The 25,617-nt window shown below is 74.2% G+C and carries 23 protein-coding genes and 1 tRNA gene; 12 read left to right on the top strand and 12 right to left on the bottom strand.

Annotation, left to right across the window (positions count from 1 at the left end; translation table 11 throughout):
- The first annotated feature begins 8 nt into the window (after positions 1 to 8).
- Complete coding sequence (locus tag PS467_RS16185; protein WP_311035881.1) at positions 9 to 614, top strand: response regulator transcription factor; 606 nt, start codon at positions 9 to 11, stop codon at positions 612 to 614.
- 28 nt (positions 615 to 642) lie between these two features.
- On the opposite strand, the gene PS467_RS16180 is transcribed toward PS467_RS16185, so the two are convergent.
- From PS467_RS16180 to PS467_RS16170, 3 genes are all read right to left on the bottom strand, one after another.
- On the bottom strand, positions 643 to 1,890 hold the full coding sequence (locus tag PS467_RS16180) for a sensor histidine kinase (RefSeq protein WP_311035880.1): 1,248 nt from the start codon (positions 1,888 to 1,890) through the stop codon (positions 643 to 645).
- A gap of 138 nt (positions 1,891 to 2,028) precedes the next feature.
- Positions 2,029 to 4,398, bottom strand: a complete 2,370-nt coding sequence (locus PS467_RS16175) for a TOMM precursor leader peptide-binding protein (protein WP_311035879.1) — start codon at positions 4,396 to 4,398, stop codon at positions 2,029 to 2,031.
- Positions 4,399 to 4,405: 7 nt separating this feature from the next.
- On the bottom strand, positions 4,406 to 4,624 hold the full coding sequence (locus tag PS467_RS16170; protein ID WP_311035878.1) for a hypothetical protein: 219 nt from the start codon (positions 4,622 to 4,624) through the stop codon (positions 4,406 to 4,408).
- A 183-nt stretch (positions 4,625 to 4,807) separates the two neighbouring features.
- Here PS467_RS16170 and PS467_RS16165 point away from each other — a divergent pair, with 183 nt between their 5' ends.
- The 5 genes from PS467_RS16165 (at position 4,808) to PS467_RS16145 (ending at position 10,527) form a co-directional block, all read left to right on the top strand.
- Positions 4,808 to 5,632, top strand: a complete 825-nt coding sequence (locus PS467_RS16165; protein ID WP_268972218.1) for an AfsR/SARP family transcriptional regulator — start codon at positions 4,808 to 4,810, stop codon at positions 5,630 to 5,632.
- A 351-nt stretch (positions 5,633 to 5,983) separates the two neighbouring features.
- Entirely contained in the window at positions 5,984 to 7,216 is a 1,233-nt protein-coding gene (locus PS467_RS16160; protein WP_311035877.1) for an FAD-dependent monooxygenase, read from the top strand.
- Positions 7,217 to 7,300: 84 nt separating this feature from the next.
- Positions 7,301 to 8,251, top strand: coding sequence for a GlxA family transcriptional regulator (locus PS467_RS16155; RefSeq protein ID WP_311035876.1), 951 nt, complete (start codon positions 7,301 to 7,303; stop codon positions 8,249 to 8,251).
- A gap of 103 nt (positions 8,252 to 8,354) precedes the next feature.
- Positions 8,355 to 9,062 carry an SDR family NAD(P)-dependent oxidoreductase gene (locus PS467_RS16150; protein WP_311035875.1) on the top strand — a complete coding sequence of 236 codons (708 nt, stop codon included), beginning with the start codon at positions 8,355 to 8,357 and terminating at the stop codon, positions 9,060 to 9,062.
- A gap of 127 nt (positions 9,063 to 9,189) precedes the next feature.
- Positions 9,190 to 10,527 (top strand): nucleotide disphospho-sugar-binding domain-containing protein, encoded by a 1,338-nt coding sequence (locus PS467_RS16145; protein ID WP_311035874.1) that lies wholly within the window; start codon positions 9,190 to 9,192, stop codon positions 10,525 to 10,527.
- A gap of 73 nt (positions 10,528 to 10,600) precedes the next feature.
- Here PS467_RS16145 and PS467_RS16140 read toward each other — a convergent pair.
- The 7 genes from PS467_RS16140 to PS467_RS16110 all read right to left on the bottom strand — a co-directional run bounded on the left by PS467_RS16140 (position 10,601) and on the right by PS467_RS16110 (position 17,585).
- Positions 10,601 to 10,674: transfer RNA gene (locus PS467_RS16140), tRNA-Lys, on the bottom strand.
- Positions 10,675 to 10,730: 56 nt separating this feature from the next.
- Positions 10,731 to 11,378 carry a bifunctional DNA primase/polymerase gene (locus PS467_RS16135; protein ID WP_311035873.1) on the bottom strand — a complete coding sequence of 216 codons (648 nt, stop codon included), beginning with the start codon at positions 11,376 to 11,378 and terminating at the stop codon, positions 10,731 to 10,733.
- Between the two features lie 116 nt (positions 11,379 to 11,494).
- Positions 11,495 to 11,860, bottom strand: a complete 366-nt coding sequence (locus PS467_RS16130) for a DUF8844 domain-containing protein (protein WP_268972212.1) — start codon at positions 11,858 to 11,860, stop codon at positions 11,495 to 11,497.
- A 194-nt stretch (positions 11,861 to 12,054) separates the two neighbouring features.
- Positions 12,055 to 13,437 carry an AAA domain-containing protein gene (locus PS467_RS16125; RefSeq protein WP_311039877.1) on the bottom strand — a complete coding sequence of 461 codons (1,383 nt, stop codon included), beginning with the start codon at positions 13,435 to 13,437 and terminating at the stop codon, positions 12,055 to 12,057.
- A complete protein-coding gene (locus tag PS467_RS16120; protein ID WP_311035872.1) occupies positions 13,437 to 15,095 on the bottom strand; it encodes a hypothetical protein in 1,659 nt (552 codons plus the stop codon). Before PS467_RS16120 ends, PS467_RS16125 begins: the two co-directional genes overlap by 1 nt.
- Complete coding sequence (locus PS467_RS16115; RefSeq protein WP_432280593.1) at positions 15,086 to 16,645, bottom strand: hypothetical protein; 1,560 nt, start codon at positions 16,643 to 16,645, stop codon at positions 15,086 to 15,088. Before PS467_RS16115 ends, PS467_RS16120 begins: the two co-directional genes overlap by 10 nt.
- Complete coding sequence (locus PS467_RS16110; RefSeq protein WP_311035871.1) at positions 16,560 to 17,585, bottom strand: phosphatase PAP2 family protein; 1,026 nt, start codon at positions 17,583 to 17,585, stop codon at positions 16,560 to 16,562. Before PS467_RS16110 ends, PS467_RS16115 begins: the two co-directional genes overlap by 86 nt.
- Before the next feature lie 309 nt (positions 17,586 to 17,894).
- Between PS467_RS16110 and PS467_RS16105 the strand changes: the two genes are divergently transcribed.
- Positions 17,895 to 18,488 (top strand): histidine phosphatase family protein, encoded by a 594-nt coding sequence (locus PS467_RS16105; protein ID WP_311035870.1) that lies wholly within the window; start codon positions 17,895 to 17,897, stop codon positions 18,486 to 18,488.
- A 15-nt stretch (positions 18,489 to 18,503) separates the two neighbouring features.
- Here the strand turns inward: PS467_RS16105 and PS467_RS16100 are convergent, their stop codons facing one another.
- Positions 18,504 to 19,946 carry an NsdA family TPR-like regulatory protein gene (locus tag PS467_RS16100; protein WP_311035869.1) on the bottom strand — a complete coding sequence of 481 codons (1,443 nt, stop codon included), beginning with the start codon at positions 19,944 to 19,946 and terminating at the stop codon, positions 18,504 to 18,506.
- Between the two features lie 189 nt (positions 19,947 to 20,135).
- On the opposite strand from PS467_RS16100, the gene PS467_RS16095 reads away from it, so the two are divergent.
- A complete protein-coding gene (locus PS467_RS16095; protein ID WP_311035868.1) occupies positions 20,136 to 20,618 on the top strand; it encodes a hypothetical protein in 483 nt (160 codons plus the stop codon).
- A 97-nt stretch (positions 20,619 to 20,715) separates the two neighbouring features.
- On the top strand, positions 20,716 to 21,606 hold the full coding sequence (locus tag PS467_RS16090; RefSeq protein ID WP_311035867.1) for a spermidine synthase: 891 nt from the start codon (positions 20,716 to 20,718) through the stop codon (positions 21,604 to 21,606).
- A gap of 27 nt (positions 21,607 to 21,633) precedes the next feature.
- On the opposite strand, the gene PS467_RS16085 is transcribed toward PS467_RS16090, so the two are convergent.
- A complete protein-coding gene (locus tag PS467_RS16085) occupies positions 21,634 to 22,209 on the bottom strand; it encodes a hypothetical protein (RefSeq protein ID WP_311035866.1) in 576 nt (191 codons plus the stop codon).
- A gap of 42 nt (positions 22,210 to 22,251) precedes the next feature.
- Between PS467_RS16085 and PS467_RS16080 the strand changes: the two genes are divergently transcribed.
- From PS467_RS16080 to PS467_RS16070, 3 genes are all read left to right on the top strand, one after another.
- The gene (locus PS467_RS16080; protein ID WP_268972204.1) at positions 22,252 to 22,965 is read left to right on the top strand and encodes a response regulator transcription factor; all 714 of its coding nucleotides are present in this window, start codon (positions 22,252 to 22,254) and stop codon (positions 22,963 to 22,965) included.
- Positions 22,962 to 24,410 carry a sensor histidine kinase gene (locus PS467_RS16075; protein ID WP_311035865.1) on the top strand — a complete coding sequence of 483 codons (1,449 nt, stop codon included), beginning with the start codon at positions 22,962 to 22,964 and terminating at the stop codon, positions 24,408 to 24,410. Before PS467_RS16080 ends, PS467_RS16075 begins: the two co-directional genes overlap by 4 nt.
- A 138-nt stretch (positions 24,411 to 24,548) precedes the next feature.
- Positions 24,549 to 25,586: a chitinase gene (locus PS467_RS16070; protein WP_311035864.1), complete on the top strand. Its 1,038-nt coding sequence runs from the start codon at positions 24,549 to 24,551 to the stop codon at positions 25,584 to 25,586.
- Positions 25,587 to 25,617: the final 31 nt, after the last annotated feature.

Genomic DNA, 25,617 nt, shown 5'->3' with positions numbered 1-25,617 from the left:
GGGGCGGGATGGTCAGGGTGCTGATCGCGGAAGACATGCTTATGCTGCGCAAGGCATTGGTCGCCCTGCTGGAATTCGAACCGGATATCGAAGTGGTGGCCGAATTCTCCAACGGCTCCGACATCCTGCCGCGCGCCCGTGAACTCCGCCCCGATGTCGCGGTGCTCGACATCGATCTGCCGGGCGTGGACGGGCTGACCGCCGCGGCCGAGCTGCGCACGGCCGTCCCCGAATGCCGCACCATGATGCTCACCAGCCTCGGCCGCCCCGGAAACCTGCGCCGGGCGCTGGCCGCCCAGGTCTCCGGCTTCCTGCTGAAGGACAGCAGCCCGGACAAGCTGAGCGATGCCATCCGCGCCGTCGCCAGGGGAGAGCGGGTGATCGATCCACAGCTCGCGCTGGCCGCCCTGGACGACGGTCCGCAGCCGCTGACCCCGCGTGAGCTGGAGGTGCTGCGGTTCGCCGCGCAGGGGGAGGACTCCCCGCAGATCGCGGCCAAACTGTGTCTGTCCGTGGGGACGGTGCGCAACTATCTGACCTCCGCCGTGACCAAGCTGGACGCCCGCAACCGGGTCGACGCCATCCGGATCGCCCGCGAGGCGGGCTGGCTTTAAAAGGTCCGGCTGTAAAGGAATCAGGCCCTCACGCCGTCACGCCGTCACGGTCGGCCCCGGGGCCGTACTCCTCCTCCGGGCCGCGCTCCCGGCCGCTCCTCGGCGGCGTGTCCACGGACACCTCCAGCTCCGCCCGCAACTCGAACCAGCCGTCCGTCCGCACCCCCGCGCGCAGCCGCCCGCCGAGGTTCTCCACCCGGACCCGGAGGTTGCCGATGCCGCTGCCGCCGTCCGTGCTGTCGGCGCGCAGGATCGTGGACGGCCGGCCGACCCCGTCGTTGGCGAGGGTGAGCCACACCCGGCGCCCGCTTCGCCGCGCCTCGACCGCGCAGTGGTCGGCCTTGCTGTGGCGCAGCACATTGGTCAGCCCCTCGCGCAACACGCTCGCCAGCACCGTGTCCACCAGCTCCGGCAGCGGTCCGCAGTCGATCTCGGCCGTGGCGCTGATACCCGCCGCGGCCAGCATCGAGCGGGCCGTCGCCGCCTCCGCCGACAGCGACATCTTGCGATAGCCGCTGGCCACCGCGCGTACGTCGGCCAGGGCCTGACGGGACGTCTGGAGGATTTCCGAAAGTTCCTGCTGGGCCCGGGAGTTCTGCCGTGGCACCAGCCGGTGCACCAGTTCGCATTTGAGGGTGATCGTGGACAGGCTGTAGCCGAGCAGATCGTGCACGTCCCGGGAGAACCGCAGCCGTTCCTGCGCGACCGCCAGCCGCGCCAGTTCGGCCCGGGACCGGGACACCTCGGCGACCAGCCCGGACAGCCGCGAGAGCCCGAAGACCACCAGTCCGGTCAGCGCGGTGGAGACCGAGGTGTACGCCACCTGGCCCCAGCCGAACCCGACCTGGAACAGCAGCACATCCGTGCACAGCAGGATGGCCGCGAACGCCGGCCACGCCAGCGCCGGCGCCAGCACCAGCAGCGAGGAACCCGCCAGGAACCCCGGCATGCCCAGCCAGGCGTGCTTGAAGACCGCGAAGGGGGCGAAGGTCAGCAGCGCCTGGAGGGCCAGCGTCCAGCGCCGCGCGCCGCTGAGCCGGGGCGCGAGGCCGGGGAAGGAGTGCAGAAGCTGGAGACCGAGCAGCATGGTCATCGGCAGCAGCGCCAGCCCGAGCATCGCCGCGTCCACCGTCTTGCCCGAACGATTGCCGTCGACCACATAGGTGACGGCCACGGAGAAGTAGCCCACGAGCACCAGGGCCGTGATGACCACGGCCAGACGCGGCGCCAGATCGTCGTGGTGGCGCGGTGGGTGGTTCCCGGCATCATCGGGCAAGAGGCTTCCCTGCACTCGTCCTCCGGATGGTCGGGACGGATTGGGTGGCTTGCCCGAGAGTATCCGATCTTCAGCAGGGGTGGAGAGGCCGCGTGAAAGGCTCATGCCGTACGCAGAGTTACCGGTTATCACGGGCGATCACAGGAAAAACGGAATCGGGTTGAGGTCCGCATAGAGCGTGGGCCCCGGCAGCCGGCCGAGCGCCACCGGGACGTCGAAGAGCCGGCCGGGCGCGAACCGGGCCCAGTGCGGGCGCATCCCGGGCACCAGCACCTTGACCACCGGCAGGCCCACATCCGGCCGGGTCTGGTCCAGCACCAGCAACTCCATCCCGCGCCGGCGCACCGACTCCCTCACGGCGGCCAGTGCGCCGCCCTGAGGGGGGCCGGATATCCGTGGTGGCGGTAAGGCGGCCGGATCGGGCGCCAGATAGGGCTGGCCGGCGAGGGTCGCGGTACGGAACCAGCGCAGCGCCTCGGGCTCGGCGGCGCCGTAACCCCCGCCGTCGGCACGGGCCTCGACCACCGCCGGAAGCATCTGGTTGAGCTCGGCGAAGGCGTGGCACAGCGCGGTGTGCCGGTCGAAGTGGGCGCCGAAACCGAGGGTGATGTCCTCGGCGGGCTTGTCGACGCGCCGGGAGAGCGCGGCGACCACCGGGATGCCGAAGTCCGTAGTGAGGTCAAGGGCCCACACCTCGCGCCGCACGCCCCGGTGGGCGGCGCGCACTTCGGCGAGCCACGGGTCGTCGAAGGCGTCGAGGGCCACGGCGGGCTGACGGGTGCGGTTGTACCACCACAGGGCGACCGCGTCCCGTTCCACCAGCTCCAGGAAGCCGCGTACCACGGCGGCGGCCAGCGTGCCGCCGGCCGCCGCGCCATTGGAGTCCGCCCGGCAGCACCGGCGGCCGGGGGGCTGCGGAGCGCCGTAATACAGCAGCGCGGTGGGCAGCAGCCGGTGGCGCTCGGCGGTGAGCGACCACACCGGGGTCCAGTCGAGCTCCGCGTCCTCGTCGAACGGATCGTGGATCCGGTGGCGCGCGGGGAGGGCCCGGTCCCGGAACTGGCGCGGGTCGAAGAGCTGGACGGTGTCCGGGTGCACCGCGTCGTCCGGGCACAGATCGCGGTAACGGGCGCGCTGCCGCGGCTCGTCCCCCTGGAAATGGCCGCTGTAGTGCTCCAGGGCCTCGCACAGCGCGCTCGCCCGCGCCTGTTCGGCGGTGCGGCCCTTACCATGGGCGGCCGCCCGCAGCCCGGCCCTTACGGCGTCCAGGCCGCGCACAGGGCCCGCTGCGGCGTACGACGGGTGGCGCGCGTGGAAGCAGTTGAGGACGGCGGGGCCGCGCGGATCGCGGCGGATCTCGGTGATCAGCCCGGTGAGGGGGTCCACCAGATGTCCGTAGCGCTCCATGATCTCGCGCGGCGAGATGTCGGTGTCGGTCTCGGGCAGCGGCTCCTGCCGCGACGGCAGCGCCAGGGGCGCCCGTATCCGGGCCGCGACCAGCGCGGGGTCGCCACAGCCGGGGCACTGCGGACGGCGGGACAGCGGATGGCGGTCCACGGTGGCGGTGAGGCTGTCCAGGGTGCGCAGCGCCCGCTGGCCCGGATGCCGGTGCCCGGCCAGCCACTTGGCGGCCTCCAGCGCGGCCAGCTGGAGCGCGGCGGCGCGGCTCGCGGGCAGTGAGGCGGGCGGGCGCGGCACCGGGCCGGGCCGGCCGAGCCGGCGCTGGAGATACGCCTCGGCCTGCCGCCCGCGCCACAGCCGGTCGGCCAGACAGGCCCAGCACGGGTCGTCGGGGGCGCCGAGGAACGGACCCAGCCACGCCTGGGTGCCCACCGGTTTGACGGGCAGCCAGCGACGTCCGGCGGCGCGGTGCGCGGCGTCCACGGCGGCGAGCCGGGGATCGAGGTAGTCATCGCACACCACAAGGGTGAGTTCTGCGGCGTCATGTTGACGGGAGGCGATTTGACATATCTCTCGTCTAGGGGTAGGGACCCCCGGGGTTGCCGGATCGCCGTCCGCCGCCTCCCCCTCCGCCGCCGCGGTCCTCGCCTCCGCGGTCCTCAGCCCCGCGGCGCGCAGCGCCCGGACCACCTCGCCCGGGTCGGCCGAGCCGAGGACCACGGCGGCCACGGCGGGACGGGACGCCGGAGGCACGGGGGCCGGGGCGGAGCCGCCGACGGTGCCCAGCCCGGCCAGCTCCCAGTACGCCTCCTCGGGGGTGGCGGAGCGCACCCGCTCGGAGACCAGCCCGGCCGCGCGGAGGCGGGCGATGACGCGCTCGGCCTGCCCGGCCGGGACCGCGCCGGGCGGGCCGTCGGCCGCGCGGGCGGGCGCGGCGGCCTCGGTGAGGATGTGGGCGAGATCCCTCGACCCGTCGAGCAGCGGCGCGAGCGCGGCGATCGCCCGCCCGTGCAGCGCCGTGACCCCGTGCTCGGAGACGAGATAGACGGCCTCGCCCGGCACCGGCTCGACCCGCAGATGTGGTGTGAAGCCCAGTTCGCCGGTCATCGGCCGGTCATTCGGCGCCGACGGTGCAGATGCAGATGCCGGGCGCGCCGATGGGCCAGGCGGCGTCGGAGAGGTCCTCGATGACCAGGTCGTCGTACTCGGCGGGCGGAGGAACGGCCTCGGCGGTCCCGGTGATCCCGGTGATGTCGGTGATCCCGGTGATCGCGGCGGAACGAGCAGGACCGGCGGGGCTCGTGGGCTCATGGGGGACGGGCGTATCGATCATCGCGGACTCTCTCATCGCCAGGGGTGTGAATTTGTCATGGATCGGCGCTCTGGAACTCATATCGAGTTCGTTATTCCGGCACTGGCCGCACAGGTCGTCCACAAGCGAGGCTCTTAGATGCCTCGGTGGCAGGGCCGCGCGGCCAGGAGGCACTTGACGGACCGTTGACGGAGGTACACGACCATGGACATCAAGGTGTTGGGGCCGCTGAGCGTCGAGGCGTGCGGTCAGTCGATCGTGCCCAGCGCGGGCAAGCCGCGCCAGATCCTTGCACTGCTTTCCGTCTACGCCAACCAGATGCTGCCGGTGCCCACTCTTATGGAGGAAATCTGGGGCACGCAGATGCCGCGCAGCGCGCTCACCACTTTGCAGACCTACATCCTCCAGTTGCGCCGCAGGCTGGCCGCCGCCTATGGCCCGCAGGCCCCGCAGGCTTCCAAGGACGTGCTGGCCACGCGTTACGGCGGATATGTGCTGGAGGCCCAGCCGGGCGCGGTGGACATCCATGAGTACGACCGGCTGGTGGCGGCGGGGCGGGAGGCCCTGGACGCCGGGGACGATGTCCAGGCGTCCCTGCTGCTGCGCGAGGCGCTGGCCGTCTGGCGCGGTCCGGCGCTGGTGGACGTGAAGGTCGGACCGGTCCTGGAAATCGAGCTGGCCCGGCTGGAGGAGAGCCGGCTCGGGGTCCTGGAGCGCCGTATCGAGGCCGATCTGCGGCTGGGCCGCCATGCCGAGCTGCTCACCGAGCTGACCGAGCTGACCGCCCGTCATCCGCTGCACGAGGGGCTGCACGCCCAGTGCATGGCCGCCCTCTACCGCGCGGGCCGCCCCTGGCAGGCGTTGGAGGTCTACCAGGGGCTGCGCGCCAGACTGGTCGAGGACCTCGGCCTCGAGCCGTCGCCGCGGCTCCAGAAGCTCCAGCAGGCGGTGCTCGCCTCCGACCCGGCCCTCGACCTGGACGTGGACGGTCACTGGCGCCGCCCGGTGCTCGACCTGTTCGCCGCATAGATCCACCGCCCGGTAGCCCACGACCCGCAGCCGGTGGCCCGCAGGCCGGCATCGATACCGCAGAGCCCCGAAGCCCCGACCCCAAAGTCCCGATCCTCCCGATCCCCCGAATCTCCGGAAGCCCCGATCCCCCCGATACCGTCCTCGCCGGGAGTCCCGTACCAGCCGTCCCCGTCCGGCGAAATCCCTCCCCTGAACGCCCGGCGCCGCCCTTCAGCCGGGCTTGTCACGGCTCCGCTGCCCGATCCCCCCGCGCGGGCAAGCGGAGCCGTGGCGTGTTCGTAACGCCTCCAGGGGTGTCGCAGCGCCCGATGTCCATGCCCTGGAGCCCGACCCGCAGGAGGCGCGATGATGCGCGAGATCGACACCGATGTGTGCGTGGTCGGGGGCGGCCCGGCAGGTCTGGTGCTGGCGCTGCTGATGCTGCGCTCGGGGGCTCGGGTGACCGTGGTGGAGCGCGCCCGCGCGCATCAGCGCGCGTTCCGCGGTGAAATCCTCCAGCCCGGCGCGATGGCGCTGTTGGACGCGCTCGATGTGCTCGACGGGGCACGTGCCCGCGGCGCCCATCAGCACGACCGGTTCCTGGTGATCGAAGGCGATCGGGTGCTGCTGGAGGCCGACTACCGGCTGCTTCCGGCTCCCCACGACCACCTGTTGAGCGTTCCGCGCCCGCATCTGCTGGACGAGCTCCTCACCCGCTGCCGCCGCTCGCCCGGCTTCCGCTATCTGCCCGGCCGGCGGGCCGACGGGCTGCTGCGGCGGGACGGGACGGTCGTCGGGGTGATCGCCGAAGGACCGCAGGGCCGCTGTGTCGTACGGGCCCGGGTCGTCGTCGGCGCGGACGGCCGGTGCTCGCGCATCCGGCGGCTGGCGGGCATCGGAGCGGGCCGCGCCGAGCCGTTCGCCCAGGATGTGCTGTGGTGCACGCTCATCGCGCGCCGGGGGGAGCCGCCGGTCCGCGATGTGCGGGTGTTCCGTACCGGCGGCGGCCCGGTGCTGGTCTACGGCTCCTGGCCGGACCGCATCCAGATCGGCTGGACGCTGCCGCACCGGCGCTACCGCCATCTCGCCGCCCTCGGCCCCGACCACGTCAAGGAGCGGCTGGCGCGTGCCGTGCCGCAGTACGCCACGCTGATCCGCGATCAGATCCGGGGCCCCGCCGACCTCGGCGTGCTCGACGTCTTCTCCGCACGCGCCGAGCGCTGGGCCGCCGACGGGCTGGTGCTGATCGGCGACGCCGCCCACACTCACAGCCCGATCGGCGCCCAGGGCATCAACCTCGCGGTGCAGGACGCGGTGGTGCTGCACCCCCTGCTGGTCCGTGCGCTGGCCGAGGGCGACACCTGCGCCGAGCGGCTGGCGGAGTTCGAGCGGCGGCGCGGCCCGGACATCGCGGCGGTGATGCGGATGCAGACCCTCCAGAGCCGGGCGATCCTCTCGCGCGGCACGTTCACCACCCGGGTGCGCCCCCGCCTCGCGCGGGCGCTGCGCCGTACGCCGCTCTATCGCAAGGTTCTCCAGCGCATGGCCTACGGCAATCCGTCGATCCGCATCGCCGACGCGGGGATGTGCGGCCGGACCTGACACCGGGATGGCTGGAATGGAGCGTCCACATGCTTTTCGCCACCCGGCTGCGGCGCCTTTCGCCGTGCGGCCTAGATTGTGGCCATGCACACCATCGTGATCCTGGCGCTGGACCAGGTCATCGCCCCTGATCTGGCCACCCCGATCGAGGTGTTCACCCGCACCCGGCTGCCCGACGGCCGGGCGCCGTACCGGATCCGGGTCTGCGCCCCCACCCCCACCGTCGACGCGGGGGCGTTCACCCTCCAGGCGCCGTACGGGCTGGAGGCGCTCGCCGAGGCCGACACCGTCTTCGTGCCCGGCCGCGCCGACCCCCTGCTCCCGCTCCCCGCCGAGGCGGCCGACGCGCTGCGGGACGCGGCCGAGCGGGGCACCCGGATCGCCTCGATCTGCTCCGGGGCCTTCGTGCTCGCCGCCACCGGACTGCTCGACGGACTCCGCGCCACCACGCACTGGGCCGCCGCCCCGCTGCTCGCCGAGCTCCATCCGAAGATCGAGGTCGACCCGGACGTGCTCTATGTGGACAACGGCCAGATCCTCACCTCGGCGGGCGCCGCGGCCGGGCTCGACCTGTGTCTGCACCTGATCCGGCGCGACCACGGCTCCGCCGTGGCCGCCGACGCCGCACGGCTGTCCGTGATGCCCCTGGAACGGGAGGGCGGACAGGCCCAGTTCATCGTCCACGACCAGCCGCCCGTACCGCGCGGGTCGCTTTTCGAACCTTTGCTGCGGTGGCTGGAGGACAACGCCGGACGGGACCTCACCCTCGCCGAGATCGCCGCCCACGTCGGCATGAGCACCCGCACCCTCAACCGCCGCTTCCGGGAGCACACCGGAACCACCCCGCTCCAGTGGCTGCACCGCGCCCGGATCCGTCAGGCGCAGTATCTGCTGGAGGTCACCGACCATCCGGTCGAGCGCATCGCCGGCCAGGTCGGATTCGGCTCGCCCACCTCCTTCCGGGACCGCTTCAAGCGCGTCGTCGGCACCAGCCCGCACAGCTACCGCGCCGCCTTCCAGCGGAACGGCGGATAGCGGCCGAGCGGTCTCCCGGACAGGCTCGGGCGCGGGTCGAGGCGGGCTCGAGTCACGGCGGCGACCATGGCCTTCTCAGTGGGAACGACCGCGAGGAGCGCCCATGATGGAGCTCGGTCTGGAGGGGCGCACGGTCCTGGTCACCGGGGCCACCGGGGCCATCGGCCGGGCCGCCGCACGCGCCTTCGCGGCGCAGGGCGCCCGGGTCGCGCTCGCCTTCCGGCACCGCCGCGAGGCCGCCGAGGCACTTGCCGCCGAGCTGTCCGGCCCGGACCGGAGCCGGGCCTTCGCCGTGCCGTACGCCTTGGAGGACTCCGCGTCGCCGCGCTGGGTCGTGGCCGCCGTCGAGGACCGCTGGGGCGGACTGGACGTGCTGGTGGCGAACGCCCGGCGGGAGGACCCCCGGCTCGAACCGCACGCCCGGTTCGAGGACGTACGGGAGGAGCACTGGCTGCCGCTCGTGGCCGACGGCTTCGCGCCCGCGATCCGCACCGTCCAGTGGGCCGTCGCCGGGATGCGCAAGCGCGGCTGGGGCCGGATCGCGCTGGTGGCCTCGCCGCGGGCGGCGGGCGGCGACCGCGGGGCCGAGTTCCACGCGGTGGCCAGGGCCGGGCTGCACGGTCTGGCCCGCGGTCTGGTGGCGGAGGTAGGCGGCGACGGAGTGCTGGTCAACGCCGTATGCCCGGCGCCCCCGCCGCCCGGCCGACCGCCCGCCACGCCCGAGGACATCGCCCGCACCCTGCTCTTCCTGTGCTCGGCGGCCAACGCCACGATCACCGGCGAAGCGCTGACGCTCGTGGGACGCCGCTGAACCCGCCGAGGGACGCGGTGGGTCGGCTCGGCGTCCTGTCCATCGGCTTCAACGGCTCCATCGGCTTCATCGGCTTCATCGGCCGGACGTGTCGGTCCGGCCGGTTCGACCTCTGCGGGAGGTGACCGTGCGCGTCCTGTTCACGACCTGGGCCTCGGGCGCCCATCTCGTCCCCATGGTGCCGCTGGCGCGTGCCCTGGTCGGGGCGGGGCACCAGGTGCGGGTCGCGGTGCCGTCCGAATGCGCGGCGGCCGTCGCACGGGCCGGGCTGGTGCCGGTGCAGATCTGCGCCCTGCCCGCCGCGGTGGTCAGGGCGCCGGACGCGGCACGGCGGCCGCGCGGCATCTGGCCGGCGGACTGGCCGGTGCGGCCCGCCGCCCTCACCCCGGAGCAACACGGTGTGCTGCGCGCGTTCGGCGATCGGCAGGTGCGGATCGCCGAGGCGATGGCCCAGGGCCTGGTGGCCTTCGCCCGCTGCTGGCAGCCGGAGCTGGTGGTGCATGACGCGAGCGCGTACGCGGGCACGGTGGCCGCGGGGGCGCTGGGGGTGCCCGCGGTCGGCCAGCTGTGGGGGAGCGCGGCCGTCCTGCGGCTGGACCGGCAGCGGCTGGAGGGCCCGCCGCTGCCCGGCTACGCCCGTCTGATGCGGCGCTACGGTGCCGACCCGGAGCGTGAGCCCGATCTGTGGCTCGACCCCTGCCCGCCGAGCCTCGCCCTGCCCTCGCGGGCACGGCGGCTGCCGGTGCGTTTCGTCTGGCACGACGGTTCGTCGCCGCAGGATGGCCCGGCGTCGCGGGGCGGTCCGGCGTCGCGGGGCGGTTCGCCGTCGCGGGGCGGTTCGACGCCGTACGACGGTTCGCCGTCATCGCCCGAGACGCCGTCGCCGTACGGGGGCCGCCGTGCCCTGCCGCACCCCGCGCGCCGCGTCGTCGCGCGGGGCGGTCCCAGGCGCTCCGGGCCGGTGCGGGTATGTGCCGCTTGGGAGGACACCGGTGGTCCGCCGGACGCCGTACGGGCCGCGCTGCGGGTCGCCGAGGCGCGGGGCGTGGAGGTCGTCCGGGTCGGTAGCGCCGCCGATGGGCAGCCGCCCGCCGGGCCGCTGCACCGGGTGCTGCCGGGCTGCCGGGCCCTGCTCCACCAGGGCGGGGGTGCGGCGGTGCTGGCCGCCGCCATCGCCGGGGTGCCGCAGTTGGTCGTCGCGCCCCGCCTCGAGCACCAGCTCAACGGGGCGCGGCTGGCCAGGGTGGGCGCCGGGATGTATCTGCCCGCGGACGCCCTCGACGGTACCCAGCGCGGGGCGCGGGCGGCGGGCGCCCGGCTGGCCCTGGATCTCTTCGCGCTGCTGGAGCAGCCCTCGTACGCCGCGGCGGCGCACGCCCTGCGCCGGGAGACGCTCGGGATGCCCGGCCCGGACGAGGCGGTCATGGCCGTGACCCGGCTCACGGACCCAGGCCGTGACGGCTGACGGCCCTCGCGCGCGAAACGGCGCGCACCACGCGAAAGGCCCCTCACCGAAGTGAGGGGCCTTTCACTGTCTGTGCGCCGCCAGGGACTCGAACCCCGGACCCGCTGATTAAGAGTCAGCTGCTCTAACCAACTGAGCTAGCGGCGCCTGCTGACGTAGGAGACCTTAGCACCCGGACGCCACGTAGTGAAAATCGATGGTTTTCAGCCCGGAAATACGGCGGGTGCGCTGGTCACGGCCGTGCTGTCAGGATCGGCGCCGGCCGTGCGGGCCGCCCTCACACAGGCCCACAGCAGCACCTCGGGGCCGGGCAGCCAGGGGGCGCGGACATCGGGGGCGACGAGCCAGCGCGGCGACGGCACCGGGGTGCACTCCGGTGCGCCGGACGCCTGGGCGCCGGGCTGCTGGGCACCGCGTTCGCCGGGCGCGGGCGGGAGCGCCGGTGGATCGGGGTCCGGTGGGAACAGCGGCGGTACGGTCACCGCGTCGCCCCTGCCGTAGCAGAGCAGCGGGGGAGCGGCCGCGCCCCACTCCTCCCAGTCGAGCAGCGCGGGCAGCCGCTGGGCGGTACCCGGGGTGGCGAAGAGCATGACGCGGCCGCCCTGGGCCGCGACCGGCCCGGTGCCGGGGCCATCGGTCCATAACCTGCTCACCACCCGGCGGCCGAAGAGCGCGTCCATGCTGATCACGTCGAACGCCGTGCCGCACGGCAGCGTCACCGCCGCGGTCGGGGCCCCGGCCCACACGGCGTGCACACCGCGCGGGGACGCGCTGGCCGAGGCGAGCCAGTCCGCACCGGCCGGGGTGACATAGGCGGCGGTGTGCAGGGAGTCCTGGGGCGGTCTGCTCATGTTTTCCACCTTTACCGGCGGCGACGACGGTGTAGAGAGATGAGGCAAAACCGGGACATCGTGGGGCGGAGTCGGGTACCTTCCGCGCGCATATGCCCCGGGCTCACGACCGCCGTTCAGTCCGGCACCTCGCCGCCCCGCATCAGCTCACGCCCGAACTCGATCATCTTCTTGGCGTAGTCCTCGGTCCACTCCGCACGCTCGGCGATCACGGCCGGGGTCAGCCGGTCGAACCGCCTCGGGTCGGCGAGCTGCGCGGCCGCCATCGCCTGGAACTCCATGGCCCGGTCCGTGGCCGCGCGGAACGCCAGCACCAGCTCCGTCGAGCGGGACAGCAGCTCACGCGGGTCCTCGATCGACTCCAGATCGAAGAAATGCGCCTCGTCCGAGGCGGCGGCGGCCGGTTCGAAGAGCAGGGGCGCCGGTTTCAGCCGCCTGGGCGCGGAGCCGTGCCGGCCTTGAGCCGCATCCGGCTCGGGCATGTGATCTCTCCTCCTGGGTCGTCAGACACCTACGGTTCGCGGTGGTCTTCTGGTCTCCATTGTCGCGCGTACGGCAAGGGCGCCCCCGCCGCACGCCGCCGACCTGGGGTCTCTCCCCACCCCGCCGCCCCCTGAACCATGGCCGGACCGACACCCCCTTGCCGCCGCCCCCGCGGCCGCCCAAGGTCGCGCCCTTACGGCCGCCATGCCACCCGGTGCTCGGCCAGGTGCGCCAGCACCGCGTGGTTGGCCTCCCAGCCGTCCGGGAACTTCACCGTGACCCCCAGCTGCACCGGCTCCGTGGACGGGTGCTCGTCCAGCAGCTCGGCCACCCCCGCCCGGCACACCACCACACACGCCTGCCGGTGCCGCGACGTCAGCACGCACAGCCGCCCCGTCTCCAGATGGAAGGCCGTGGCGTCCGGCCGCCCGGACAGCGGGTGCAGCACGACCGTGACGTCGAACTCACGCCCCTGGAGTCGGTTGGCGGTGTCGACGGTGACGCCGGACACCCCGAGCCCCGTCAGCGCCGCCCGGACCGCCGCCGCCTGGTCCCGGTGCGCCGTGCCCACCGCGATCCGGTCCGCCGTGACCGGCACCGGCTCGTCCGACCGCTCGCTGACCGCCGCCGCGCCCCGGTCCAGCAGCCGCCGCACCACCTGGGCCACGGCCGCCACCGCCTCCGGGTCGGTGCGCGGGGTGCGCCGGGCGGGCAGCTCCAGCAGTCCCCAGCCGGAGGCGGCCGCCTCGTCCAGCACCCGGTCCGGCCCGGAGCCGTCCGAGGCCACCCCGAAGCTCAGCCGCCGCTCGCCGTGGCCGGTGCCGCTGCGGAACGGCGTGTACGGATAGAACGCGTCCGAGACCAGCGGCGCGGCCGAGGCCGGCAGCCGCCAGGACACTGGCAGCCGGTGCTGCGGCAGCCGTGGGTTGTGGGCGAGCAGCGTGGTGACCGCGCTCGCCGACGGGTCGTACGAGAGCCCCGCCCACTGGTCGGCGCCCACCACGCTGAACGGGTCCAGCTGCCCCGGGTCGCCCACGAACAGCGCCCGCTCGAACAGCCCCGCGACCGCCAGTAGCGCGTCCGAGCGCATCTGGTACGCCTCGTCCACGATCGCGTGCCGCCACGGCTCGACGTGTTTGATGTGCGCCCACTTGGCGGCCGTGGAGACGACGATGTCGAGCCCGGCCAGATCGGCGATCTTCGCGGAGGTGCGGACCGCCGCATGGCCGTTGAGCACCGGGTCGTACGGATGCGGATCGCTGCTGTGCAGCCGCCCCACCGGAAGCTCGGGGTCCGCGGTGGCCAGCCGGTCCACCAGATCGTCCACCTGCGCGTTGGTCTGCGCGACCACCATCAGCGGGCGCCCGGCGGCGGCCAGCTCCCGCGCCGCCCGCACCACCAGCGTCGACTTGCCCGCACCGGGCGGGGAGTCCACGACGACGCCGCGGTCCGCGCCGTGCAGCGTGTCCCGCAGGATCGCCTCGGTCGCCCGCGCCGCCGCGGCCGACGGGTCGAACGGCTCGCCCCCTCGGGCACGGGCCGCGCGGGCCGCACCGGCGGCCGGGTCCGCGCCGATCACAGATAGTCCTCCTCGGTCATCGGGTCGGGCTCGGGGCCCTGGGCCGGCGCGGCGGCGTCCGGCGGGCCGCCGTGGGTCCACGGGGTGCTCTCCGGATCGGGCAGCTCCGGGCCGCCGCGCGGGGCGTGCTCGAACAGCGTCCAGCACACCAGGTCGCCCTTCTCGGGCACCGAGCCCGGCTCCGGCTGCTTGCCCCGGCCCATACCGCCGGTCAGCCGCACCACCAGGGCGCGGACCGGGCCGTCGCCATCGCTCGCGCCGGCCTCATCCGTCCCGCAAGTCCCCTCAGCCCCGGCAGTCCCATCGGCATTCGCGAAACCGGCGAACTCCCCGCTCTGCGTCCTGCCGTCGGCCGTGAGCCGGTGCAGCTTGACCCGCTCGGCCAGATGCGGACGGTCCTCGGTGCGGACCGTGACCAGCGGGCGCGGGCGCGGCACCTTCGCCTCCGACCAGGCCATCTCCACATCGATCACCTCGCCCGCGAACGCCTCCCCGGCCAGCCGCCGCTCCGCCATGACCAGCGGGTCGTCCAGCGCCTCATGGGCGTCCAGCTGCGCCTGCGCGGTCTCTCGGGCGGCCAGTTTCTGCGCCGCCGTCACCGCGTCGTCCCGCTTGGGCTGCGGCGGCTCCCCGGCCCGGACCCGGTCCCGGTGGCCGGTGTAGGACCAGCGGTCCCGCTTCCAGCGCTCGGCCACCCGCGCGCCCTCCGGGAGGGCGCGCAGCAGGTCCACCCCGCGCCACAGCGCGTCCCAGGTGGGCCGCAGCTGGGACTCGAGCAGCCCGCGCAGCTCCGCCTCGGCGAGCCGCAGCCGCGCCTCGGCCCCGGCCACGCCCTGGGCCGCCTCGGTCCGCGCCGCGTCGTAGCGGGACATCGCCGGGGCCAGCAGCTTGTTGTCGAAGGCGGGGTCGGTGGCCGGGCCGGCCGGCGGGCACAGCAGCAGGCCGTTCTCGTCCCGCTCGGACTCCGCCCGCAGCGCCGCCTCCGCCCCCGGCACGCCGTCCGGGGGGTCGATCCAGGCCAGCAGCGAGCCCAGGTGCTGGTCCTCCAGATGGCTCTGCCCGGTCGCCCAGTGACGGCTCAGCAGCTCGGTGAGCGACAGCAGCAGACACGATCCGGGCACCCGCGACCGCTCCCCGTAGTGGGTCAGCCAGCGGCCGAGCAGCGGTACCCGCGCGGGCGCGGGGAAGGGCGTCTCCGGGTCCTGCTCCGCGGTCCGCCGGAACCGCATCGACCGGCCCAGCAGCCGGATGAACGCCACGCCCGCGCTGCTCGGCACCAGCAGTTGTGGCGCGTCCGCACAGAGCTCGACCTGGACCGGCACCTTCTTACCGGTCTCCGGATCGGTCTCCTTGCGCTCCTCCAGCTCCACCTCGTCCCCGAACGAGTCCAGATACGGCTGGATCTCCTCGGCGAGCTCGGCGAGGAACGCGAACCGCAGATCGCGGTCGCGCGGCTGCGCCACGATCAGCAGCCGCGGCGCGTCCCGGTCGGTGCCCACCAGCGCGCCGAGCGGCGCCCCCGCCTCACCGGCCGTGGTGAGCGGCACGAACGCCAGCGGACGCTCCGACAGATGGCGGTGGCGCACGGTGGTCAGGGGCTGGGCCCGCCCCTCCCGGACCGCCTCCATCCGGGCCAGGGTGGTGATCAGCGACATGCCACCGCCCCGGGGCGGGAGGCGAGCGCCTCGGCGCGCAGGGCCGCCGCGCGGCGCAGGGCGTCGACGGCGGGATCGCCGGTGGGGGCCGCCTCCCCGGCGGGGCCGCCCAGGGCGGCCCTGAGGACGGCATCGACGGTGGTGAGCCCGCCCAGCTCACCCCGGACGCCACGGCCCAGCGCCTCGACCCGGCCGGCCGCGCGGGCCTGCGCCCGGCAGTGGGCGGCCAGCTCACAGGTGGATAGGCACTCCGGGGCGTACGCCGCCCGCACCGCGTCGACGGCGGCGGTCAGCTCCTCGACGGGCCGGGTCGGGGTCCGGCCGTCGTCGGTGAGCCGGAGGTCGAAGGTGGTGCCCTCGGGGAGGGCGGCGGCGATCTCCTCGATCCGGGTCAGCCGGTCCAGCTGCCGCCGGGTGACCGCCAGCTGCTTGCGTACGTCGACCATTTCGGCGGTCGGCAGGTTGGAGAAGTCCTTGGGACAGACGAGCAACACCTGATGCCGCACCCGCGCGCGCACCGGTGCGCGCGCGCTCCGCGCCGAGTCCGCGGAATCGGTCGAGGCGGCCGGGTCCGTCGAGTCCGCGGATTCCGTCGAGGCTGCCGGGCCCGCCAGAGGCGTCGGAGCTGCCAGGGCTGCCGGAGCCATTGAAGCTGCCGGGTCCGCCGGAGCTTCTGGGTCTGCCGGAGCCGCCGGGTCTGCCAGGGTTGCCGGGCCCGCCGAAGCTTCCGGGTCTGCCGAAGCTGCCGGAGGTGTCGGAGCTGTCGGGTCTGCCGGAGCCGTCGGGTCTGTCGGAGCAGCCGGAGCCGCCGAATCCGCCGGTGCTTCCGAGTCCGCCGTGCCGGCGCCGCCTTCCGGCGGTTCGCCGATCATGGATGCCACGCGCTCCAGCGCCAGCGTGTAGACCGCCGACTGCCGGGCCGCCGCGCCCACCTTGGCCGGGTCGGCGGAGCCGTCCACCATCGGGAAGGACTTGATCTCGACGATCGTCCACGACCCGTCGGGGTGGACCACGACCGCGTCCGGCTCCAGGAAGGCGGGGGAGCCCGCGACGTCCAGGCTCACCATCGGATGGTCCAGCAGCGCCCAGCGTCCCGCCTCCGTGGCCTCGCGCAGCGCGAGCGCGGTGCGGGCCGTGCGGCCCTGCGGGCCGGGCGCGGACAGGTCCGGGGTCGCGACCTCGCCGGGGCCGGGCGGCTCCGAGCCGTCGCGCAGCCGCTCGTGCAGCAGCCGCACCAGATCCGCGCCGCCGTCCGCCTTGACCCGGGCCTCGAAGGAGTTGCCGCGCTGATGGGCGAACTGCGACTGCCCGAAGTTCGCCGGCGCTCCCAGCGCCCGCGCCAGCGCGCCCTTGTCGACCCCGGCCCCGTCCAGCAGCGCGCGGCGGCGGCAGCCGGGGTTGGCGGCCAGCGCCGCCAGCGCACGGGCGTCCATCGGATGCGGGACGGTGGCCGGGCCGCGCAGCTCAGCGAGCCGCTGCCGTAGCCCCGTCGCCTGTCGCGGGGGCCGCACCGCCCGCAGCGGTGGCTCCCCGGTCGCCGGTGTCGGCACCGGCTCCCCGGCCGCCCTCACCCGCGGCACCGTCGGTACGTTGCCTGTCCGCGCCCCTGCCCTGCTGTCGGGGGATCCGTTCCCGTTCACGCGCCGAAGTCTCGCACTTGTCACCGACATCCGCGGGCGCACCGGCGTGTCGGGAGGCCGGAGCGGTTTCGCGGGCCGGGCCGAAGCGGGTGCGGAGGGTGTGCGTGAGCCGCAGCGCGGGACCCGCCAGCAGCGCCCCGATCCCCATGGTGGCGATGCCGGCCGCCGCGTCCAGGAAGTAGTGGTTGGCGGTGCCCATCACCACGAGCGTGATCGCCAGCGGGTAGGCGACCGCGCCGATCCTGGCCCACACCGAGCGCCCGTGCCGCCACAGGGCGACCCCGCACCACAGCGCCCATCCGACATGGAGGCTGGGCATCGCCGCGTACTGGTTGGTCAGCCCGCCGAGTCCGCGCGGCGCGCTGGCCTCGCCGCCCCACCAGCCGTAGGAGCCGTACTGCGCCATGGTGTCGACGAAGCCGTGGCCGGCCTCCAGGAGCCGCGGCGGGCACGTCGGCATCAGGGTGAAGCCGATGAGCCCGATGAGCGTGGAGACCAGCAGCCAGGTGCGCAGGAAGCGGTAGTCCGACGCCTTGTGGCGCTTCCACAGCCACACCAGGATCGCCGGGGTGAGCACGTAGTGCAGGGAGGCGTAGGCGAAGTCCGCCGGTATGCCGATCGCCGCGTTGTCCGTGAAGATGTCGTTCAGCGGCGACTCGAAGTCGATGTGCAGGCGCTGTTCGAAGTGGAGGATCGCCAGACCGTGATCGACGGCGGTGGACACATCGCCGCGGGCCAGCAGCCGACCGGCCGAGTACGCGGCGTACACCACCGCTATCAGCGGCAGTTCGGTCCACCAACGTGGCCGACTGCCCTGTGCTGCTCCGGCACGGGGCACGGTGTGGGGCATTCGGACGCTCTCCAAAGTTCAGGCGGCCACAACAAGGCGCGCGGACAACCGTACGGTGTAGGCGCGGCGATCCACGCACCGCCCCCATCCGCGAGCGGCGCCCCCTGTCGGAATCCCCCGGCGACCCGCGCGCGGATTGGAAGACGCCACGGGCGCCCCGGAGGTTGCCTTCCGATCAGGTGAGCGATGATGGACGGACGGCGGCCGGTCGAGTGCCGGTTCCGAAGAGTGCATGAAACCGCAGGCAGCGGCGTGTAATGGCGCACGGCGGCGCGGCGGTGCGAAACCGGTGAAGGAAGGCAGTACCCCATGGCACCACGCATCCTCCTGGCCCGGCACGGACAGACGCAGTGGTCGCTCTCCGGGAAACACACCGGCCGTACGGACATCCCGCTGCTCGACGAGGGACGGCGGGGCGCCAAACTGCTCGGCGAGCGGCTGCACCACGGCCCCTGGGCGGCCCTCCAGGACGCCGAGGTGCGCACCAGCCCGCTGTCGCGGGCGAGGGAGACCTGTGAACTGGCGGGCTTCGGCGACCGGGCGCGGGAGTGGGACGCGCTCCTGGAGTGGGACTACGGCGCGTACGAGGGGATGACCCCCGCCGAGATCAAGGCCGCCCGGCCCGGGTGGGTCATCTGGCGGGACGGGGTGCCCGAGGGCGAGTCCATCGCCTCGATCGCGGCGCGGGCGGATGAGGTCGTGGAGTGGGCGCGCTCGGCCGACCGCGATGTGCTGGTCTTCGCGCACGGCCACATCCTGCGGACGCTGGGCGCCCGTTGGCTCGGTTACGACGCCTCCTTCGGCGCCCGTATCCGGCTCGACCCGACGTCCCTGTCGGTGCTCGGCTGGGCGTACGGCGAACCCGCCATCGAGCGCTGGAACGACACGGGCCATCTCGGCTGAGCCGGGCTACGGGCGTCAGGCCGGGCCGGTACGGCCGGTCGCCGCGGAGCGGGCGACGGCCGTCTCATGCGACTCATGGCGGGCGAGGAAGTCGGCCACCATCTCATCGCGACCGTAAGGACGCAGTATCCGGGCCGTGTCGTCGAGCATCCGGTGAATCCGCGACGACTTCACCTGATCCAGCAGGACCAGGGCCCGGCCGGCCGTGACGGCGGCCGCGTCGGGCGCGCCACCGGCCACCAGATCGCTCGCCAACTCCGTGGTGAACAGCGCGATGTTGCGGGTGAAGTGGGGGTTCTGGAGGGAGACGGCGCGGCGCGCGTGCTCCACGGCGCGCTTCCACTCGCCGAGCGCCGACCAGCACTGCGCCTCCAGCCCTTCCAGTTCGGCCTCCCCGAAGAAGCTCATCCACTCGGGGTCGGAGTCATGGGGCCCCCGCCCGAACAGCGTCCGGGCGCGCAGCAGCGCCCGCTCGCAGCCGCCCCGGTCGGTCAGCCCGGCGAGCCCCCCGGCCTCGCGCAGCGCGAGCAGCGACAGCAGCCGCGGCGAGGCGAGCCGCTCGGCGACCCGCTGCGCCGCCTGGGCCGCCCGTACGGCCTCGCGGGGGCGGCCGGCGTCGCGGGCGAGGAAGGCGGTGTTGCAGAACGCGTGCGCCTCCAGGGCGGCGTCGCCGGAGACGCGCGCGGTGGCCAGGGCCTCGGCGTAGTGGGACCGCGCGTCGGACAGCCGCCCGGAGTCATGGGCCAGCCAGCCCACCGAGATGGCCAGTTCACCGGCGCCCGCGAAGAGCCGCTCGGCGATCGAGCGGCTGTAGCGGCCCGCGTCGAGCAGGGCGTAGGCGGCGCTCAGCGGTTTGGCGGTGTGCGCGTAGAGGGAGTTGGCGCCGTGCCGGTCGTCCAGCACCCGGATCCGCCGCACGGCCTCCTCCACGGCGACGGCCTCGGCCTCCCCCACCCGCCCCGCCCGCCGGGGCGGCGTCCCGCCCCGGGGAGCCACGGCCACGGCGGCGGCCGCCGCCCCGCCGGCCATGAACGCGCGCCGCAGCAGCTCGCACTCCTCGAAGATGTCGACGATCCCCTTGCCGATCCCCTTACCGATGCCTTTGTCCTGGAGTTCGGGGAGTCCGGGGCCGGGGCGCGGCCCGGGGACCTGGGCGCGGGCGGGGGAGGGGCCGCGGGCTCCGTGGCCGCGCACCGACTCGCGGGGGGCGAAGCCGAGATCCGTAAGGGTGCGGCCGGGGAACATATGGCGGAAGACCCGTTCGTAGGCGTAGTTGGGACAGCGGATCGCGCCCGACTCGACGCGGCCGATATAGCGGGCGTCGCAGGCGACCTGCTCGCCGATCTCACGGGCGGCGCGGCGCACGGACGCCGCGAACTCGGAGGGGGAGAGCTGTCCGCGCAGCCGGCGGAACGCGGTGTTCGGCTGGGGCGGCGGGGGCTCTGGAAGCGGCGTCATTCTGAGCCTCTCCCTTGGTGATGCCAGGTGGGCGGGGGGAGAACCGTACCGGCTGTGAGATCGACGACACTCGGAGAATTCCGGCAAACATGGCATCTCGCCCACGATCTGCCATGAACTGCCATCCTTTACGGCGGCATTCGGCCGTAGCCGTTGACACGGCCCGCGCGTTGAATGGGGTGCGACCCGATGAAGAGGGAGGCCGGAGTGGACATCAGCCGCTCACGGACGACTGCACAGCACCCCCAGCGCCAGGACTGCGATCTCGTCACCGTGCCCGCCCGCCAGGGGCTGGAGGCGGTGGACATCCTGCGCCGCGCGTGCGACGGCCTCGGTCCCGTCCTGCACGACCACACCTGCGACACCCTCGGCTTCCTGGTGCCGCCGGGCACGGCGGACGGCTGGGACCTGCCGGGCTCCGCGTGCACCCAGACGTCCGGGCGCGGGATCCGGATAAACATCGACTCCGGCGCCCCCGGTGACGCCGGTGCGGCCGGAGACGCCGGTGGTGCCGAAGCGGAAGCGGCCGGGGACGAGGCGCCGCCCGGCGTCGGCACCGGCTGGCTGGTGCCGCCCGACGCCGCGTACACGGTCGCCACCGATCCCGCCGAGCTCCGGGCGGCGCTCGGCGAGGCGGCCCGCACGATCGAGGCCGTCGACCGCTGTCAGTGACGCCCGGTCGCCTGTGACGCCCGGTCGTCCGCGACCCGCGACCGTCCGCGACCCCGACCGTCCGGGGCACCTGGTCGTCCGCCGCATACTGGGACACATGGCGAAAGGCACGAAGAAGCGAGCCGCGCGCGGGCGCGGAGCGGCCCGGGGGCGCGGTCCCGAGCCGGTCACCGCATCCGTCGACGGGGGGCTCGCCGAGCTCGTGCCGGACCGGGACCGGCCGCGCGGCTGGACGCTGCTGCTCGACGGCAAGCCGCAGTCGCACGTGGACCTCGACGACCCCGCGTATCTCGACTTCGAGTACCAGCGGCGCTTCGGTCATATCGCCGACCTCGCCGCTCCTCCCGGCCGTCCGCTGCACGCGGTCCACCTGGGCGGCGGCGCCTTCACGCTGGCCCGCTACATCGCGGCGACCCGGCCCCGCTCCACCCAGCAGATCATCGAGATCGACGCCCCGCTCGTCCAGTTCGTCCGGCGTGAGCTGCCGCTGGACCCCGGGGACCGGATACGGGTGCGCGGCGCCGACGCACGGGCGGGGCTGGCCAAGGTGCCCGACGGCTGGGCGGACCTGATCATCGCGGACGTCTTCAGCGGGGCCCGTACCCCCGCCCATCTCACCAGTGCGGAGTTCCTCGCCGAGGTGCGGCGGGCCCTGCGCCCGGACGGGTACTACGCCGCCAATCTCGCCGACGGTCCGCCGCTGGCCCATCTGAGGGCCCAGATCGCCACCGCCCGCGCCGCGTTCGCCGAGGTGTGTCTGACCGCCGACCCCGCCGTGCTGCGCGGCCGCCGCTTCGGCAACGCCGTGCTGCTGGCCGCCGACCGTGCGCTGCCGCTGGCCGAGCTCACCCGCCGGGCCGCGAGCGATCCGCACCCCGCGCGGGTCGAACACGGGCGCGCGCTCGCGGACTTCACCGGGGGCGCGACCCCGGTCACCGACGCGACCGCCGCCCCCTCCCCGGCCCCGCCGCCCGCCGTCTTCGCCTGACCGGGCAGCACGCCTTCCAGTGCCCGTCTAGTGCCCGTCGATACGGACCTGGGGCGGGCCGTCGTGCCAGGTGCAGAAGATCGTGGTGGTGTCGGCCCCGGAGACGAAGTCCACCCGGATCCACTCGCTCTGCTTCCACACCCGCATCTGCCATCCGCTGTCCGGTGTCGCCGAGACCAGGTCCGCCGATGCCGCGTGCATCTCGAAGACCGCCCGGCCGCCCTTGACCGGATAGCCGCGCACCTCCCCGCTCTCCTCCGGCCGCGCCGCGTCCGGCCGGGACGGTGTCGGGGTCGGCCGCGGACCGCGGGTGGCCGGCCCCGACCCGGTGGCCGCGTCCCCCTCGGCCCCCGTGTCCGCCGCCGGACGCGAGGGCGAGGACGAGGGGGATGTGGAAGTCGCCGAGGGGGACGGGGGTTTGGCCCGGTGCGTGGAGGAGGACCAGGTCCCGGTGGCCGACTGGGGGCCGTCGGCGATCGGCAGGGCGCGCGGCGGCTCGTAGGCCGTCCCGGTCAGCACCGTGCGCACGCCGTACCACGACAGCGTGACCGCGGCGCCGGTCGCCAGCACCCATGCCAGGCATTGGACCAGACCTCTTCGCATCTTCCTCATCTTGCCTCACCCGAATGGCGTACGGTGCCGCTCATGGCAAGTGTGCTTGTGGTCGAGGACGACCAGTTCGTGCGCTCAGCCCTCATCCGGCAGTTGACCGAGGCGAGCCATGCCGTGCGGAGCGTCGGCACCGCCCTGGAGGCGTTACGCGAGGTCGCGCACATCGGATTCGACGTCGTCATCCTGGACCTCGGTCTGCCCGATCTGGACGGGGCGGAGGCGCTCAAGATGCTCCGCGGCATCACCGATGTGCCGGTCATCGTGGCGACCGCCCGGGACGACGAGGCCGAGATCGTCCGGATGCTCAACGACGGCGCCGACGACTACCTGGTCAAGCCGTTCTCCGTGGCGCATCTCTCCGCCCGGATGACCGCCGTCCTGCGCCGCTCACGCGGCGGCGCGGCGGGCGAACCGGGCGGTGCGGCGGCGCCCCCGGCGGTGCTCCGGGTCGGCGGGCTGGCCGTCGATCCGCTGCGCCGGCAGGCCGAGTTGGACGGGGTGGCGCTCGATCTGACCCGCCGGGAGTTCGATCTGCTGGCGTATCTCGCCGGGCGGCCCGGTGTCGTCGTACCGCGCAGGGAACTGCTTACCGAGGTGTGGCGTCAGGCGTACGGAGACGACCAGACGATTGACGTGCACCTGTCCTGGCTGCGTCGCAAGCTCGGCGAGACGGCCGCCCGGCCGCGCTATCTCCACACGCTGCGCGGGGTCGGCGTCAAACTGGAGCCCCCGGCGGAGCACGCGTGAGATGGGCCCTGGTCAAGGTCTGTCTGGCCGTCACCGCGATGGTCGTGGTCGCCTTCGCCGTACCGCTCGGCCTCGTCGTCAAGGAGCTGGCCCGGGACCGGGCGTTCGCCGACGCCGAGCGGCAGGCGGCCACGATCGGCCCGGCGCTCGCCATCACCACCGAGCGGGCGCGGCTGCAACGCGCGGTCGCCAGCACCCAGGCGGGCGGCGACGGCCGGATGGCGGTGCACGTCCCGGATGAGCCGGGCCGGCCGGGGAGCGGCTACGACATCGGGGAGAGCCGCGCCGCCCAGGGCGAGCTGACCACCGCGCGGCGGCTGGGCCGCGCCTCGGTGTCCGACGCCCCCGGCGGCTACGCGCTGCTCCAGCCGACCGCGCTGAGCACCGGTCAGGTCGCGGTGGTGGAGGTGTACGTCCCGCGTGGCGTGGTCACCAGCGGGGTCACCACGTCCTGGCTGGTGCTCACGGGCGTCGGCCTCGCGCTGATCGTCGGCGCCGTCGCCATCGCCGACCGGCTCGGCACCCGGCTGGTGCGCCCCGCCGGGCGGCTCGCCGGGGCCGCCCACGACCTGGGCCGGGGCGAGCTCGGGGTGCGCGTTCCGGAGGACGGCCCGGCCGAACTGAGGGCGGCCGCCGCCGCGTTCAACTCCATGGCCGACCAGGTGGTCCAGCTCCTCGCCAGCGAGCGCGAACTGGCCGCCGACCTCTCCCACCGGCTCCGCACCCCGCTCACCGTGCTGCGCCTCAACGCCGCCTCGCTGGGCGAGGGACCGGCGGCCGACCAGACCCGCGCCGCCGTCGCCCAGCTGGAGCGCGAGGTCGACCAGATCATCCGCACCGCGCGCCAGCACAAGACGCACACCCGCTCCGGCTGTGACGCCTGTGCGGTCATCCGGGAGCGGATGGAGTTCTGGTCCGCCCTCGCCGAGGACGAGGACCGCACGGTGCGGCTGGCCGGGGTCGACCGGACCGTACGGGTGCCGGTCGCCCGCGCCGAACTCGCCGCCGCCCTGGACGCCCTGCTCGGCAATGTCTTCCGGCACACGCCCGAGGGGACCGCGCTGGCGGTCGACGTGCACACCGGCGAGGACAGCGTGATCATCCTGGTCTCCGACGCGGGACCCGGCATCGAGGACCCGGACGCGGCGCTCCGCCGGGGCCACGGCGACGGCGGCCCCGGCTCGACCGGCCTCGGCCTGGACATCGTGCGCCGGGTCGCCGAGTCCACGGGCGGCGATCTGCGCATCGGACGGTCGGTGCTGGGCGGCACCGAGGTACGGGTGTGGCTCTCGCTGACCGGCGGCGCCTCCGCGGGCCGGGGGCAGCGGCGGCGCGGGCGCAAGAAGAAGGCCCGTGGCCGGGCGGGGGCGGTGGGGCCCGAGAGGGCGGCCACGTCCGTGAAGCAGGCCAAGCCCGTGAAGCCGGCCAAGCCCGCGGAGCATTAATCGGCGCCGATGAGTTCCTTAAGGCAGCCATAAGATCCATGGCCAGTGCACGGATCCTGCCGTTTGTCCGACTTCCCCTCGCTAGCGTGGCGCCCGCACCACCACCCCCCACATCCGCACAGCGAAGGCAGGCACGTGATGAGCAGCACGCACCGTCGCAAGGCGAGCCGGACCACCAAGGTGATCGGCGCGACCGCCGCCGCCGTCGTGGCCGGTGGCGCGGCGTTCGCGCTCAGCGGGGCGGCGAGCGCCGACACCGTCTCGGCGAAGCCCACCGCGGCGGCCACCGGCGGCTTCGCCCCGTACATCGACACCTCGCTCTACCCCGCCTACGACATGGTGGGCACCGCAGAGAAGACCGGCGTCAAGGAGTTCAACCTCGCCTTCATCACCTCCGGCGGCGGCTGCACCCCCAAGTGGGGCGGCGTCACCGAGGTCGGCGACGACGCGGTGGCCAAGCAGACCGAGCAGCTGCGGGCGGCCGGCGGCGACGTCCGGGTCTCCTTCGGCGGCGCCTCCGGCTCCGAACTGGGCCTGGCCTGCTCCTCGGCGGACGAGCTGGCCGCGGCCTACGGCAAGGTCGTGGACGCCCTCAAGCTCACCAAGGTCGACTTCGACATCGAGGGCAGCGCGCTCCCGAACAAGGAGGCCAACACCCGCCGCGCCCAGGCGATCGCCAAGCTCCAGCAGAGCAACCCCGACCTGGACGTCTCCTTCACCCTGCCGGTGCTCCCCACCGGTCTCACCCAGGACGGTGTCGACCTCGTCGCCAACGCCAAGGAGAACGGCGTGAAGGTCTCCGCCGTCAACATCATGGCGATGGACTACGGCGCCTCCTTCGACGGCGACATGGGCCAGTACGCGATCGACGCCGCCACGGCGACCCAGGGCCAGATCAAGGACGCCCTGGGGCTGAGCGACGACGAGGCGTGGAAGGCCGTCGCGGTCACCCCGATGATCGGCGTCAACGACGTGTCGACCGAGATATTCAAGGTCGACGACGCCTCCCAGCTGGTGGAGTTCGCCAAGTCCAAGGGGCTGGCCTGGCTGTCCATGTGGTCCGCCACCCGTGACAAGCCGTGCCCCGCTCCCCAGGACACCGCGTCGCCGACCTGCAGCTCGATCGACCAGGAAGAGTTCGCGTTCACCAAGGCGCTCGGCGCGTACAACGGCTGACACGCCCGTAGCGGCTGACCCCGGCGCGGCC

It is taken from the genome of Streptomyces luomodiensis (assembly GCF_031679605.1).
Classification (GTDB): Bacteria; Actinomycetota; Actinomycetes; order Streptomycetales; family Streptomycetaceae; genus Streptomyces; species Streptomyces luomodiensis.
The sequence above is the reverse complement of the archived record's forward strand: the minus strand, read 5'-3'. Positions and strand labels throughout refer to the sequence as shown.